Origin of the sequence: Ruminococcus sp. RTP21204st1_B2_RTP21204_210225 (assembly GCF_040914135.1) — a bacterium.
GTDB lineage: Bacteria > Bacillota > Clostridia > Oscillospirales > Ruminococcaceae > Hominimerdicola > Hominimerdicola aceti.
Genome location: NZ_JBCPGA010000001.1, coordinates 161685 through 177074, shown reverse-complemented (window position 1 = coordinate 177074; position 15390 = coordinate 161685). Strand labels below are relative to the sequence as shown.

9 protein-coding genes are annotated in these 15390 nt (G+C 44.1%); 5 read left to right on the top strand and 4 right to left on the bottom strand.

The window, feature by feature from the left end:
- The first annotated feature begins 174 nt into the window (after positions 1 to 174).
- Positions 175 to 1485 (top strand): alpha-amylase family glycosyl hydrolase, encoded by a 1311-nt coding sequence (locus AB5123_RS00775; RefSeq protein WP_022286667.1) that lies wholly within the window; start codon positions 175 to 177, stop codon positions 1483 to 1485.
- Between the two features lie 343 nt (positions 1486 to 1828).
- Here the strand turns inward: AB5123_RS00775 and AB5123_RS00770 are convergent, their stop codons facing one another.
- Entirely contained in the window at positions 1829 to 3985 is a 2157-nt protein-coding gene (locus AB5123_RS00770; RefSeq protein WP_195246484.1) for an Ig-like domain-containing protein, read from the bottom strand.
- 495 nt (positions 3986 to 4480) lie between these two features.
- On the opposite strand from AB5123_RS00770, the gene AB5123_RS00765 reads away from it, so the two are divergent.
- Positions 4481 to 5998 (top strand): family 43 glycosylhydrolase, encoded by a 1518-nt coding sequence (locus AB5123_RS00765; RefSeq protein WP_337812650.1) that lies wholly within the window; start codon positions 4481 to 4483, stop codon positions 5996 to 5998.
- 50 nt (positions 5999 to 6048) lie between these two features.
- On the opposite strand, the gene putP is transcribed toward AB5123_RS00765, so the two are convergent.
- The 3 genes from putP to AB5123_RS00750 all read right to left on the bottom strand — a co-directional run bounded on the left by putP (position 6049) and on the right by AB5123_RS00750 (position 10158).
- Positions 6049 to 7599 (bottom strand): sodium/proline symporter PutP, encoded by a 1551-nt coding sequence (gene putP / locus AB5123_RS00760; RefSeq protein WP_337812649.1) that lies wholly within the window; start codon positions 7597 to 7599, stop codon positions 6049 to 6051.
- A gap of 122 nt (positions 7600 to 7721) precedes the next feature.
- Complete coding sequence (thrS, locus tag AB5123_RS00755; protein WP_117923423.1) at positions 7722 to 9668, bottom strand: threonine--tRNA ligase; 1947 nt, start codon at positions 9666 to 9668, stop codon at positions 7722 to 7724.
- A gap of 133 nt (positions 9669 to 9801) precedes the next feature.
- Entirely contained in the window at positions 9802 to 10158 is a 357-nt protein-coding gene (locus tag AB5123_RS00750; RefSeq protein WP_270762399.1) for a hypothetical protein, read from the bottom strand.
- A gap of 612 nt (positions 10159 to 10770) precedes the next feature.
- Between AB5123_RS00750 and rny the strand changes: the two genes are divergently transcribed.
- From rny to AB5123_RS00735, 3 genes are all read left to right on the top strand, one after another.
- On the top strand, positions 10771 to 12336 hold the full coding sequence (gene rny, locus AB5123_RS00745) for a ribonuclease Y (RefSeq protein ID WP_038670686.1): 1566 nt from the start codon (positions 10771 to 10773) through the stop codon (positions 12334 to 12336).
- A gap of 179 nt (positions 12337 to 12515) precedes the next feature.
- Complete coding sequence (locus AB5123_RS00740; RefSeq protein WP_302839082.1) at positions 12516 to 14015, top strand: hypothetical protein; 1500 nt, start codon at positions 12516 to 12518, stop codon at positions 14013 to 14015.
- A 409-nt stretch (positions 14016 to 14424) separates the two neighbouring features.
- A complete protein-coding gene (locus AB5123_RS00735) occupies positions 14425 to 15294 on the top strand; it encodes a prohibitin family protein (RefSeq protein WP_051706308.1) in 870 nt (289 codons plus the stop codon).
- The last annotated feature ends 96 nt before the right edge of the window (positions 15295 to 15390 follow it).

The window sequence follows — 15390 nt, the reverse complement described above, 5'->3', positions numbered from 1 at the left end:
TTAACTATAGTTTCGCAGATAACCAATAAAATATGAATGAGTTGAAGAAATTGGTGTACAAATAACGTAACGCTACCCTGTAGGGGCGAACAGCTTTCGCCCGCTTTTTCTCAGCAAATCATATTTCATCTGCGAACAACATTTTCTATTAGTATCAGAAAGGAAGATAATATTATGTGGGCATACGAAAGTGTATTTTATCAGATCTATCCTCTTGGATTCTGCGGTGCGCCATTTGAGAATGACGGCAAAGAGGAAAGCAGGATATTAAAGGTAATAGATTGGATACCTCATATCAAAAAGCTTGGTGCCAACGCTATCTATTTTTCACCGGTGTTCGATTCTGACACTCACGGCTATAATACCAGAGATTACCGCAAGATAGATTGCCGCCTTGGCACAAATGAGGACTTTGCAAAGGTCTGCAAAGAGCTTCACGAAAACGGCATAAAGGTAGTTTTGGACGGCGTTTTCAATCACGTCGGCAGAGGCTTCTGGGCTTTTCAGGACGTTCTGAAAAACCGTGAGAACTCACCATATAAAGATTGGTTCCATATCAATTTCGGCGGCAACAGCAACTATAACGATGGACTTTGGTATGAGGGCTGGGAGGGTCACTTTGACCTTGTTAAGCTAAACCTTAATAATCCACAGGTAGTGGATCATATCTTGGAATGCATAACAAATTGGGTCAAGGAGTTTGATATAGACGGACTTCGCCTTGACGTTGCATATTGCCTTGATAAGAACTTCTTGAAGCGCCTCAGACAGCATTGCGATTGGCTCAAGCAGGATTTCGTCCTTATTGGCGAGCTTCTGCATGGTGATTACGCTCAGTGGGTAAATCCTGAAATGCTCCATTCCTGCACGAACTACGAGTGCTATAAGGGACTTTATTCAAGCTTCAACTGCATGAATATGTTCGAGATATGCCACTCTCTGAAAAATCAGTTTGGACCTGAGAACTGGTGCAGATACAGAGGAATGCACCTGCTGTGCTTTGTTGATAACCATGACGTATCAAGAATAGCAAGCCAACTCACAAATGAGCGTCATTTGCCACTTATTTATGGAATGCTCTTTGGTATGCCTGGTATCCCATGTGTATATTACGGCTCAGAGTGGGGAACAAAGGCAAACAAGAGCGAGGGCGACCCTGCTCTCCGTGTAAGTTTTGAAAAGCCTGAGTGGAACGACCTTACAGAGCTTATTTCAAAAATGGCAGAGGCACACAAAAACAGCAAGGCTCTCTGCTATGGCTCTATCAAAATACCTGTTCTTACCAATAAGCAGTGTATAATCGAGCGTGAGTTCGAGGGTGAGCGTGTCCTTGTTGCAATAAACGCTGACGATCAGCCTTTCACAGCTCACTTTGACGCAGGCTGCGGTCAGGCAGAGGAGCTTCTAACAGGCACTATCCATGATTTTGGTGGCGGCAGCGAGCTTAAGCCATACTCTGTAGAGTTCTGGAAAATGGAAAGATAGACCCATATGAATATAGAAAAAGGACAGCATTTTTCCAAAGTGCTGTCCTTTTTTGTGTAGCAATAAAAATGTAGGGGCGAACATCATTCGCTTGTTTGGTTTACCTCAATTGTGTAGCGTACCAGTCATGTATCGTAGTGGCGACTGATGATATATGGCGAAATTACACAAGTTTTTTGCAATCTTACAAATGGTAACGTTCCGAAATCGGGACGTCGTATTTCTGCAAAGCAGAAATTGCGCCGCTCCCCTACAATGCTTGAACTATCGTAGGGGCGACCTTTGGTCGCCCGCATATCACCTATCGCCTGCTTATTTTATATCATATGTTTCTGTATCCAGCCTACTTGACAATAACCATAACCGCCTGCGAAAAAGCCCCGTAAGAAGTCTTTCCGTTCACAGTTTTGTAAGCCCTTACCTTTACCATTCTAAGTGAGTAAGGCTCAAATCCTGATACGATAGCACTCTTTTGAGAGCCACCCACCTTTGCCGACTTCACATAATCACTGCCATTTGAAGAGGAGTATATCTCATATCCGCTTGCACCCCCAACAGCTTTCCATGATACCTCAATGCTGCCGCTGCCTGATGATTTAGCCGTGCATGAAGCCTTAGCAGGCTTTGTGACAGCCTCTACAGCCTTTGAGTAGCTAGCCGAAATGTATTCTTTTCCGCCAGATTTTTTCACAGCCTTTACCTTGTAGCTGTACCCCTTTGCACGAGCAAGTCCGCTGTCAGTGAAGCTCACAGCCTTTACAGTTTTTATTCTATGCCATTTCTTGCTTGTGTTGTCATATCTGTATATAGCGTAGCTGTCAGCACCTGTAATCTTTTTCCAAGAAAGCTTAACGCTCTTTTCACCGGTGGAAGAAACTTTTAGCTTCGTCACTGTGGCAGGACGAATGTTGAAGTTCACAGTTTTTGTGCCTTTGTATAAACCCTTGCCTGTTATTTTTACGCTTGCCTGACCTATGGCTGTGTTCTTTGAGTAGCTCACAGTGTAGTCAGTATTCTTTACAAGCTTTTTGCCACCATATGTCACTGCAGGCACAGGAGAAACCGCCTTCCCTGTGTAGCTTTGCGTCTTTATAGCCGAAATACTGCTGTCACTGATTTTACCCTTTACAGTGACGGTACATTTAACATTTTTTCCTCCTGTTGTGTATGCCGTGATAGTTGCTCTGCCAACCCCTTTTGCAGTGACCTTTCCGTCTGACACAGAAGCAATTTTGCTGTTAGAAGACTTCCAGGAAACAAAGTCCGTCAGACCGCTTCCACCACCCATTTTTGCAGAAATAACACTGCTTTTGCCCTTGTCAAGAGTCAGTGAATCCTTATCCAATGTTACCGAAGCCGCAGGCTTTATGCTAGCCTTTATAGTTTTTGCTGAGCTGTTTCCGTATTTGTCATAAGCCGTTATCTTAACGGTAAATTCACCGCTTTTTACTGAATAGTCCTCAGCAGAAACATAAGCCGAAGCCTTGCCACCCGAAAGCTTTCCGCTTGCGTATTTCTTTGCACTTTCACCATTTTTTGTAGGGTAAGCAGGGAAGACTACCTTTGAAACTCCGCTCTTGTCGCTCACATTGCAAGAAACATCAAAGCCCTTTGCTGTGATGTTCTCCACCTTTGCCCCCGATATGGTCGGCGCAGTTGTGTCAACATAAGTCTTTATGACCTGCTCAGAGCTGTTCCCAGCCTCGTCAGTAGCCGTTATAGTTGTAATATAATATCCGTCCTTGCCCCCAAGGTCAGCTACCTTTACTGAGTGTGAAAGCGAGTTCACCGCCGATGTGTAAACACGGCTTATAGTCTTTGTCTTGTTGCCCTCAAAATAAGTGGATACCTTTACCGAAGCCACAGCCCTGTTGTCAGAAATATCCGCTTTAACAGTGTAGCCTTTTCCCGTGATGTTCTCACAGCCTGCGTTTGCGATAACAGGTCTTGTTGTGTCGATGTCAAGGCTTTGCGCAATGCCGTTTATGTAAAGTCTGTAGAAATAGTGATTGTTAGTAAGTACCTTTCTGTTTTTCACAGTGTAAACAGTGTCGTTCCAAGTCCATTTGTAGTTCTGCTCGATAAGAGTAGCCGTCGTTCCCTGACAGTCCTTTACAATGGCAACATGAGAGTAATCCTTGTCCTGCATTATATCCCCTGCCTGCGGAGTTTTCACTTCACGAAGCTCCGCCCTTTTGCCGTAGCAGTACACGCTAGGCTTGTCGTCCACCATGTTTATGTTGTATACTGTAACGCCGAACTTTTCTTCATAAAAACGTGAAACATATCCTGCACAGCAATAATAACCGGTGTCGGAATAGCCGAGAACGTATTTAGCGTCAACGCCCTCAAAAGAGTCTATGACCTGATAATCATAGTCCACAGTGACGGTCTGTTCGCTGTAGCTCACCGCATTTGTCACCTGACAAAGCATGATCATCATAACAGCACAAAATACTGCGCCCATAGCCGAAAAAACTTTTTTCAGCCCCTTTTCCATTCCAAACGCCCCCTAACTGACAGAATTATCTTATACGTTTTCGTATATCAACTTCATAATATCATAAAGGTTACAATTTGACAACAGATTTTATCGCTTTTTGCCGAAATGACTAAAATATTTGTTTGTTTTCACAAGAAACACAAGTTCTATATTCAAATATATCCCCCAAATATAGACTGTTATATGCCATACGAACAAATGTCGGAGCAAAAATTACAATTTGTAACTTTTATACTGAACACGCTATCAAAAACGTTTAACTTAACATATATCCCCGCAAAAAATCTATAGGAGAGAACAGCATTTGCCCATCGAAGCTACTATTCCGCCTAGATATCCGTACCAATTGATCGCCACTACCCACTTCCAAAATCGTAAACGGAAATTGTTTTTTTCATTTGCACAAAAATTCACTCATACTGCACGAGAAGCTATTGAAAAGCCATCTGAAATAGATTATAATATCTGTAAAATATAAACGGAGGTCACAATATGAAGTACATAAATCCGGTCATATCAGGCTTTTATCCCGACCCTAGCATCTGTAAGGCTGAGGGCAAATATTATCTTGTTTGCAGCTCTTTTCAGTTTTTTCCGGGCGTTCCTCTATATGAAAGCGACGACCTTGTGAACTGGAAGCAGATAGGTCATGTTCTCACAAGAAAAAGTCAGCTCCCATTGGAGGGCGCAGGCTCTTGGGGCGGCATCTATGCCCCAACTATCAGATACAATAACGGCAGATTTTACATGGTAACGACTAACGTCACAAATGGCGGAAACTTCTATGTCTATACTGACGATATCCACGGTGAATGGTCTGAGCCTGTTTATGTTCAGCAGGGCGGTATCGACCCGTCACTGTATTTTGAGAATGGCAAAGCCTACTTTATGTCCAATGGTGAAGACGATGAGGGCAACCATGGCGTTACACAGTGCGAAATAGATATCGAAACAGGCAAAAAGCTCACGCCAAGCAAGACCATATGGACAGGTGCAGGCGGACGTTTCCTTGAAAGCCCACACCTCTACAAAATAAAGGGCGAATACTACCTTATGGCGGCTGAGGGCGGCACGGAATACGGTCATATGATAGTCTACGCCAAGGGCAAGACCCCTTACGGTCCTTTTGAGAATTATCCTCACAACCCAGTCCTCACAAACAGAAATCTCGGTGGATACGAGATACAAGGGTGCGGTCATGGTGACCTTGTGGAGGACGAAAACGGCAACTTCTGGTGCGTCCACCTTGCGTTCAGAATGATAAATATGTGGGTGATGCACCACATTACAGGCAGAGAAGTCTATCTCGTACCAGTGACTTTCGACGAGAACGGCTGGTTCACAATGGGCGATAATGGCACAACTCGCAAGGAAGTTGAAACCGACAGACTCGGGGATATCAGGCAGGAGTTTTGGAAAGAATACACTTTCGAGAATACCAAAGTCGGACGTGAGTGGTGCTTTATGCAAAACCCCGATATGAACCTTTATAAGCTCGATAAAAAACGCTTTGAGCTTAAGCCAAACGAGCATACGATCTTTGAGGCAGACGGCTCGCCTGCTTTTATCTGCATAAGACAGAAAGAAATGAATTTATACGTGGAGTGCAAAGTCGAGATAACAGAGGGCGAAGCAGGATTGGTGTTCTACATGACCCCCGATCAGCATTATGAGATAGCATTAAGACGCATGGATAAAGGTGTCGAGCTGTTCCGCAGACTTTGCATAGGCGATATTCGCCATGAGGATCATGTCATAGCATTGCCGCAGGGAGAAAGCTCGGCTGTGCTTTGCTGTAATGCTTCCAACTTTACATACAATTTCTCGGCGAAAACGCTTTCGGGAGATATAGACTTGGGCGGAGCACAAACGAAGTTTTTGTCTACTGAGCTTGCAGGTAATTTCACGGGAGTTGTTATTGGTCTTTACGCTCAGAAATATGAGGATAAAGGCAATAAAGCGGTGTTTACGGAATTCAGATGCGAAAATAAGGAAAAGTATGATAGCTAAAAGATAAAATACAAAAGGTCCGTGGGCGTACCCATGGACCTTTTACTTTGTTATGCTTTTTCATCACAACCGCAGTTCACACCGTTCTTGACATCATCAAATGCCTTCAGCATTTCCTCGGACGGCTTCTTTGTGCAAAGGCTCACAATAATGATAAGTATAAGACTTACCGCAAAACCTACTACCAATGAGTAAAGCCCGGTCCTGTCACCTAAAGTCTGTCCGTTTATAAGCGGTATGTAATCCCAGATTATTACCGATAACGCACCGCTGGCAACGCCTGCCGCCGCACCTGCGAGGTTTGTTCTCCTCCAATAAAGGGACATAAGTATTATCGGACCAAACGAAGCTCCAAGTCCTGCCCATGCGTTTGAAACAAGACCCATTATACTGCTGTTAGGGTCAAGTGCTATTATGTATGCCACTACCGCTACAGCAAGAACCGTTATCCTGCTCACAAGCAGTACCTTCTTGCTCTCTGCCTTAGGTGCAATACATGAGTGGTAAATATCCTCCGATACCGATGAGGCAGTTACAAGCAGCTGCGAATCAGCCGTTGACATTATGGCAGCCAGTATTCCGCAAAGGAAAATTCCGCCGACGAATGGCAGACCGATATCGGAGTTGAATACCTTCTGTATCATCTCGATGAAAACATTCTCAGACTTGTTGTTTGCAAGTGCAGGCACAAGATAAGCCCTGCCCACGATAGCTATAAAGCAAGCGAAGCAAAGTGATATAGCACACCATACACAGCCTATGACTCTTGACTTTTTTACCTCTTTTTCAGAGCTTATAGCCATGAATCTTACCAGAATGTGCGGCATACCGAAATAACCAAGCGCCCAGCCGAGCTGAGAGATTATGTCGATGGCTGAAAGGGTCTGACCCTTTTCATCATTGAATATGTTAAGATAGTGATGTGCCTCAACACCGCTTGCAGTGATGTTGTCCATAACATTTCCTGCTCCAACAAGGAAAAATGCGATGATAGGTATAGTCACAACTCCTGCCAGCATGAGCAGACCCTGAACAAAGTCCGTTACACATACTGCCATGAATCCACCCATGAAAGTGTAGCCCAAAATTACTACCGCACCGATAGTAAGGCATATCTTGTAGTCGATACCGAATATAGAGTTGAAAAGCTTTCCGCCTGCCGAAAGAGCAGACGCTGTGTAAACAAGGAAGAATATGACGATTGCCACCGACGATACCAAAAGCATTATCTTGTGCTTGTCCTCAAATCTGTTTTCAAGATACTTAGGAAGCGTCAAGGAGTTGTTCGCTCTTATAGTGTATCTTCTCAGTCTGCCCGAAACTATCGCCCAGTTAAGTATAGTGCCGATAAGCAGACCTACAGCTATCCATATCTGCCCCGTTCCGAATGCGTAAACAGCGCCAGGCAGACCCATGAGCATCCAGCCTGACATATCAGAAGCCTGAGCAGAAAGTGCCGCTACCCAGCCGTTAAGTCCTCTGCCACCAAGGAAAAAGTCCTCGGAGCTTTTTGTTTTCTTCATATATGCAGCACCGATGAGAAGCATTCCTGCCAAATAGAATGCAAATGCCACAAGCGTCCAGATCATATCTGATTTCATCTATTACCTCTTTCCCGAAGCGGATTTTATCCTGTCCGCCCCATATTTTATAAACGGCAATGCCGCACAAGAGAAACTCCCCCTGTGCGGTATCGCATAAAACGTCTGTATAACAAAGCCGATTACTTAGCCTTAGTCTTTATCTCTTCATCAAGCTTAGCGATAAGCTCGTCAACAGGCATTGCAGGAAGCTCGCCCTCTTTTCTTGAACGAACAGTAACAGTGTTGCTGTTTACCTCGTTGTCGCCAATGATGAGCATATAAGGTATCCTCTCAAGTCTTGCAGCCTTGATCTTAGTACCGATGTTCTCATCTCTGTTGTCAACAGTTACTCTCATGCCCATAGCAGTCATTCTGTCAGCTATCTTCTGAGCGTATTCAGCATGGCTCTCCTTGATAGGAAGAAGTCTTACCTGCTCAGGAGCAAGCCACAGAGGAAGAACGCCGTTGAAATGCTCAAGCATATAAGCAAGTGTTCTTTCAAAGCAGCCAAGTGAAGTTCTGTGAATGATGTAAGGAAGCTTCTTCTGACCGTCCTTGTCAACATAGTACATACCAAATCTTTCAGCCAAAAGCATATCTATCTGGATAGTAACAAGCGTGTCTTCCTTGCCGTAAACGTTCTTGTACTGAATGTCGAGCTTTGGACCATAGAACGCAGCCTCGTCGATACCGATATCGTAATCAACGCCAAGGTCGTCAAGAATAGTCTTCATTGCAGCCTGTGCGTGCTCCCACTGCTCAGCCGTGCCCTCGTACTTGTTCTTAGGGTTAGCAGGATCCCACTGGGAGAATCTGAATGTGCAGTCATCAAGCAGACCAACAGTGTCAAGGAAATACTTAGCAAGCTCCAAACAGCCCTTGAACTCCTCTTCAAGCTGGTCAGGTCTGAGAATGTAGTGACCCTCAGAGATAGTGAACTGTCTTACTCTGATAAGACCGTGCATCTCACCGCTGTCCTCGTTTCTAAACAGCGTAGAAGTCTCTGTCAATCTCATTGGAAGCTCTCTGTATGAACGCTGTCTGTTAAGAAATACCTGATACTGGAACGGACAAGTCATCGGACGAAGTGCAAAGCACTCTTTTTCCTCGTCATATGGGTCGCCAAGAATGAACATTCCGTCAAGATAGTGATCCCAGTGACCTGATATCTTATAAAGATCTCTCTTTGCGAAAAGCGGAGTCTTTGTAAGCAGACAGCCCTTTGCCTGCTCCACATCTTCTACCCAACGCTGGAGAAGCTGGATAACTCTTGCGCCCTTTGGAAGCATAACAGGAAGTCCCTGACCGATACAATCAACAGTTGTGAAATATTCAAGCTCTCTGCCTATCTTGTTGTGGTCACGAAGCTTAGCTTCCTCCTGCTGTTTAAGGAACTCATCGAGCATTGAAGCCTTAGGGAATGCGGTTCCGTAAATTCTTGAAAGCTGCTTGCCGTCCTCTGCCTTGCCCCAGTATGCACCTGTGCATGAAAGAAGCTTAACAGCCTTGATAGGCGCAACGCTCATTATGTGTGGACCTGCGCAAAGGTCAACGAAATCACCCTGCTTGTAGAATGAAAGCTTTTCGCCCTTATCGTCATGCTTGTGGATAAGCTCTACCTTGTAATCTTCATGTCTTTCCTCCATGAGCTTTATAGCCTCGTCAGCAGAAAGCTCAAAACGCTCCAAAGCATATCCCTCTTTTGCAAGCTTCTTCATTTCAGCCTGTATTTTTTCGAGGTCAGCAGGCGTAAAAGGCTTTTCTACCTCAAAATCATAGTAGAAGCCTGTGTCTGTAGCAGGGCCTCTTGCAAGCTTTGCCTCAGGGTAAAGATTTTTTACAGCCTGCGCCATAAGGTGAGAAGCTGTGTGCCAGAAAGTTTCCTTACCAGCCTTTGAGTCAAAAGTCATGACCTCAAAATGGCAGTCATGGTCAACGACAGTTCTCATGTCGAAAACTTCGCCGTCCAGCTTTACGCAGCAGGCAGCCTTGTAAAGTCCCATGCCGATATCCTTGATTATCTCGCTTGCAGGCATTGCCTTTTCGATCTCACGGACAGAGCCGTCTTTTAATTTCAGCTTGATCATTTTTGATTCCTCCGATTTATATAATATTGTAATTCTTTATTATAACGTGCATAAACACGTTGTTTCTTTTTGTAATGCGTCACATATCACACGCTTTTTTTGTGGGCGACCTCAGGTCACCCCTACAGTCATATTATTTGAAGTTCAGCAGTTCAGTATACTGCGAAACATACACATATATCCAGAAGCAAAGAAGCACTACGCTCAGCACCGTTGAAATGTCGCTCAAAATGTGCCTTGCCCTTTTTTTGATAGCCCATTGCCTGGAGCCGTCTTTTTTCACCCTGCAAACAAGCTGAGAGAAAAATGTGTTGAACCAGTATGATACTATCCATATGGGCAGAAAGGTGAGAAACCCTTGCTTGTCGGATATAGTCCCGTTCCATGATAACCAGCAAACATATCCCGCTGCACCATAAGCGCAAAACCCAATGGTATAGCAAATGATCGCAAGGATACGCCTTGTTTTCATGGCTTTCCTGTCTTTCATAGTATCATCACCCTCTTACATAACAAAAAAGTCCCATAGGATACAAATATCCTATGGGACGATGATATCGTGGTTCCACCCAACTTCATGCGCAGTTTCCTGCACAACTCATTAGCTGCTCCTTTAACGCTGAGCCTGCGGCGTGTATTAAGCGCACTCAGGGGCGGTATCCTCACTCTGCATAGTCCTACACCGCTCACAGCTCGTATAAAAACGTGCGGTGCTCTCTGAAAAGACCTTTCGCCGAGGGGCTTCCCCGTCAAAGCTTTCAAGTATAACTGCAAAAGACTTTATCTTTTGCTTCGACTAACATTTTAACACCTCTTCACCCGCTTGTCAAGGGGTTTGTTAGAAAATATATAATTTTGTGGATTTAACTAAAAAAATTCTTGACAACAGAGAAGTTTTATTATACAATAATATTATGCATTATAATTTTTATATAACTGAAAGATGAAGTATAGTTTTTTGTATTATTCTGATGTTTTTTATAAAATAAATTTTGCAATTTTGTATCTTTACAATTTAATATCAGGTGGATATCTTTTTTCATGTGTTTTTTACGCACAAAATATGGATATCCATACTTTCTAAGAAGGAGGAAAGCTATACATGGAACCAGGTATCGCTATTCTACTATGTGTAGTTGCTCTTGTTCTTGGTGCCGGTGTGAGCGGATTTATCTGCTTCAAACAGGGTATAAGCTATCGCAAAAAAACAGCCGAAGCTGCTGTAGGCTCTGCGGAAAAGGAAGCGGAGCGTATCGTTGACGACGCAAAGAAAAACGCTGAAACTCTGAAAAAAGAGGCATTGATCGAGGCGAAAGACGAGATCCACAAGTCACGCCAGGAAACGGAAAAAGAGCTTAAAGAGAGAAGGATCGAAGTTTCCAGACAGGAAAGACGTGTTCAGCAGAAAGAGGAGTCTATCGACAGAAAGCTCGATAATTTGGAGAAAAAGGAAGAAACTCTCCAGAACAAGCTGAAAAATGCTGACGAAAAGGTGGCTGAGGCTGACAGGATCAAGAAGTCGCAGCTTGATATGCTTGAAAAGATATCTCAGTTCACTGTTGATCAGGCTAAGGATTATCTGCTTTCAAAGCTGGACGAGGATCTGGTGCATGAAAAGGCTGTGAGGGTCACAAACTTTGAAAATCAGGTGAAGGATGACTGTGAGGCTAAGGCCAGACAGTATATCTCGCTTGCTATCTCAAGGTGTGCTGCCGATCAGGTATCTGAATCAGCAGTGTCAGTCGTTGCATTGCCTAATGATGAGATGAAGGGCAGGATAATCGGACGTGAGGGAAGAAATATCAGAACTATCGAAACTCTCACAGGCGTTGATCTTATCATTGACGATACTCCTGAGGCTATCACCATCTCGTGCTTTGATCAGGTGAGAAGAGAGGTCGCAAGGATCGCACTTGAAAAGCTTATCCAGGACGGACGTATACACCCTACACGCATTGAGGAAATGGTAGAAAAGGCTAAGCGTGAAGTCGAGCTGAAGATCAAGCAGGAGGGCGAGAGAGCTATTCTTGAAACCAATGTTCACGGCGTGAACCACGAGCTTGTTAAGCTTCTTGGACGTCTGCGCTATAGAACGAGCTATAGACAGAACGTGCTCAACCACTCTATTGAAGTCGCTCACCTTGCAGGAATGATGGCGTCAGAGCTTGGCGTTGACGCAAATCTGGCAAGAAGAGCAGGACTGCTCCACGATATAGGAAAGGCTCTCAGCTATGAGATAGAAGGCTCGCACGTTCAGATAGGTGTTGACGTATGTAAGAAGTACAAGGAAAGCCCTGAAGTTATTCATGCTATCGAGGCTCACCATGGCGACGTTGAAACAAGAACTGTTGTTGCGGCACTTGTTCAGGCGGCAGACGCAATAAGCGCCGCTAGACCGGGAGCAAGAAGCGAGAACTATGAGAACTATATCAAGAGGCTCCAGAAGCTTGAGGAGATCTGCACGTCCTACGAGGGCGTTGAGAAATCCTTTGCTATACAGGCAGGCCGTGAGGTTCGTATCATGGTACAGCCTGAGAAGATCAACGATGAAAAAATGGTGCTCGTTGCTCGTGAGATCGCTAAGAGGATCGAAACTGAAATGGATTATCCGGGACAGATCAAGGTCAATCTTATCCGTGAGAGCAGAGCTATCGAATACGCAAAGTAAATTGTGTAAACAGCGGGCAGACTTTAGGGTTTGCCTGCTTTTTTATTTCCCCGCACCGCTTCGCTTTAAGTGAGGAATGAGGAGTGAGGAATGAGGAATTAAGGTATCGCCTGCGGCGATGTATTTTTAATTTTCAATTATAAAATAATAAAATATCTATGCTTTTTGGGGGATTTTTTATGTCAAAAGCAAAAGAGAAAAAAGAGGTCACTACCAATCAAGGTAAAAAGCACCTTTTCGGCAGTTCGGAAAAGTCGGATTTTATTCTGAATATGTCTGCCGAATCTGCACAAAAGCTGTGCGGAGTTTACAGCATTATAGCTGTGCTTGTTCTGTGCGTTATCACAATTCCGTATTATTTCACACAGAATATCAAATACGGTATGGACGAAAGCGTCAACCGTACTCTTTATCTGAACGAAAAATTTATATTCTTTATATCCGCCGCTGTGCTTGCGGTCGGTTTTGTGGGATTTATCATTTTCCTTATTGCCAACATGAAAAAGCAGGTGGAGCTTAAAGACAACAAGAGCCTTATCGTACCACTTGCGGTGGTGCTTCTGTCGGTGATATCTTGCTTGCTTTCAGCGGATATTTTCACATCTTTCTACGGCTATCTCGACCGCTCCGAGGGTATGCTCACCATACTTGGTTATTGGGGACTTTTTGCCGCAGGAATGACAGTTACGGCTGACGACCGCAGGATAAAGCTTTCAGACTTTATCGTAGGAATAGGCGCATTTGAAGCTATCGTGGGAATTTTGCAGGCTATACCTGCTACCGCAAAAATAGTTCCAAACTATTTCAAAGAGATATTCTCGGGCTTCTCATCAGGCGGTATGACCTATACAAAGGAATATATCGCAACAGGCTTTTTGTGTACTCCTTTTGCATTGGCGGCAGTGCTTACAGTGATATCTGCCTTTGCACTTAATGGTATGCTCTATGATGATAAAAAGGCAAGAAAGATATTCTATGCTATCTCCCTTGCCCTTATGACAGCGGCTGATATCCTCGCCTGTGTTGTCCCTGCTATCTTGGGACTTGGTGCGGTTTATGTTATATCTCTTATTATTGCCGCTGTAAAGTCGGGCTTTGCAAAGGATAAGAAGCCTTTTATAGCCTGCCTTGTGGCTTTTATAGTCGCAGGAGGGATCTTTGCTGGACTTTTCGCCTCAAACGAGTTCAGACTTATGGACGAGAAAATAATCTTCCATGACAGCTTCGACAGACTTTCTATCACAGGCACAGGCAGAGGCGATGATACCGAACAGTGGATATATCCTTATCTGTGGGACGACGGAATGTATACTGCCGAGCAAAACCTTATCTGGGGAACAGGTCCAGACAACTGGGGAACGATATTCGAGTCGGGTGCTATAATAGACCGCTCTTATAATGAGTATATCGACCTTTTGCAGTCAAGAGGACTCATCATTTTTGCACTTACAATAGTATTCCTTATTATGACTATAGTAAAAATGTGCAAGCTCGTAGCAGGCTTTATGAAAGACAAAAACGGCTGGACGGGCTGTGCAGTATCAGCGGCGGTTCTTTGCTATCTGATACAGGCATTTTTCAACATAAGTTCTGTTACCTCATCACCATACTTCTGGATCGCGGTTGGACTTGTGTGGAGTTTCACAGCGGTAAAATCCAGTGCAAAGAAAAAGAGCTAGCAAACCTATCTGTAGGGGCGACCTTGGGTCGCCCGCTCTTTCATCAATACATTGATAAAAAATTCGGACGCAGTAAAATGAGTCCGATTTTTTTATGCCTTTTTTGCAGGCAATGATATAAACATATTAGCTTTTACATATATTGAAATATGGCTATAGACCTGTGCCGAATTTTTTCGTCCATAAATAACGAGCGGATTTGAACGAACGAGAATAGACGAGATTGCAAGAGATACAGCGAGCTAAATCAAAAAATCTGTTCACTGCTGACTTCCGCTGACTTCCCCGAACTCTGTCGGACTTTGCTAATTTGTAAGGCTTATGATATAATCATATTAAACCAAAGGACAGAAAGCCTTTGGTTAGACGGCAAGTCGAAAGACTTTGTTTTATATGAAAGGAAAAAATCATGAGCAAAGAAAAGGTCATTGACATTTCAACAAGAAAAACAGGAAAGATCGTTGGCATTTGTGCGGCGGCAGTTGCGGCTATAATAGTGGTCGTATCCTCCGTGTCCATAGTTCCGGCAGGCTGTACGGGCGTTGTGACGACCTTCGGCAAGGTATCAGACACTGCACTCAACGAAGGATTGCATCTGAAAGTGCCTTTTGCACAGCGTGTAACAACAGTGTCAAACAAGATACAAGTTTATCAGGCTGACGCTGACGCAGTTTCAAAGGACTTGCAGACTGTGAACTCTACCATAGCGGTGAACTTCCGAATAAAGTCGGCTTCTTCTGCAAGCATTTTCAAGAATATCGGCTCAGATTACGAGAACGTTATCCTTATGCCAACAGTGCAGGAATGTATGAAGTCGGTATGTGCAAAATATACGGCTGAACAGCTTATCACTGACAGAGCGCAGGTGGGTGAGGAAATAAAGGCACAGCTCGTTTCAAAGGTGGACGAATACGGTATCGAGATAGAGAAATTCAACATTGTGAATTTTGATTTCTCATCTGAATTTAATGAAGCCATAGAGGCAAAGCAGGTAGCAGAGCAGAATCTTTTGAAAACAAAGACCGAGCAGGAGCAGGCTATAGTTGTAGCTGAGGCGGAGGCTAAGAAAAAGGTTATTGCCGCAGACGCTGAGGCAACTTCCATAAAGACCAAGGCTGAAGCTCAGGCAGAAGCCAACAAGACTATCTCTGAATCTCTTTCAAACGAGCTTATAAAGTATCAGACCATCGATAAGTGGGACGGCGTTCTGCCTAAGGTGGCTAATGACGCAAACCCTCTGATATCTCTTGACCTTGACGAGCAGAAAACCGCTGAATAACGCTGATTCCTGACAGAACGGCTGTCAATCGTTAAAAACACCAATGAGGGGTATAAAAATATGTTTAAATGAACAAAAAAGAACGTTTCTTTAACG

Bases quoted from the DNA above. Each gene is read 5' to 3' on its own strand.
- AB5123_RS00770 (WP_195246484.1), bottom strand. From the start codon at position 3,985: ATGGAAAAGGGGCTGAAAAAAGTTTTTTCGGCTATGGGCGCAGTATTT.
- AB5123_RS00750 (WP_270762399.1), bottom strand. From the start codon at position 10,158: ATGAAAGACAGGAAAGCCATGAAAACAAGGCGTATCCTTGCGATCATT.
- rny (WP_038670686.1), top strand. From the start codon at position 10,771: ATGGAACCAGGTATCGCTATTCTACTATGTGTAGTTGCTCTTGTTCTT.
- AB5123_RS00735 (WP_051706308.1), top strand. From the start codon at position 14,425: ATGAGCAAAGAAAAGGTCATTGACATTTCAACAAGAAAAACAGGAAAG.
- AB5123_RS00740 (WP_302839082.1), top strand. From the start codon at position 12,516: ATGTCAAAAGCAAAAGAGAAAAAAGAGGTCACTACCAATCAAGGTAAA.
- AB5123_RS00765 (WP_337812650.1), top strand. From the start codon at position 4,481: ATGAAGTACATAAATCCGGTCATATCAGGCTTTTATCCCGACCCTAGC.
- AB5123_RS00775 (WP_022286667.1), top strand. From the start codon at position 175: ATGTGGGCATACGAAAGTGTATTTTATCAGATCTATCCTCTTGGATTC.
- putP (WP_337812649.1), bottom strand. From the start codon at position 7,599: ATGAAATCAGATATGATCTGGACGCTTGTGGCATTTGCATTCTATTTG.
- thrS (WP_117923423.1), bottom strand. From the start codon at position 9,668: ATGATCAAGCTGAAATTAAAAGACGGCTCTGTCCGTGAGATCGAAAAG.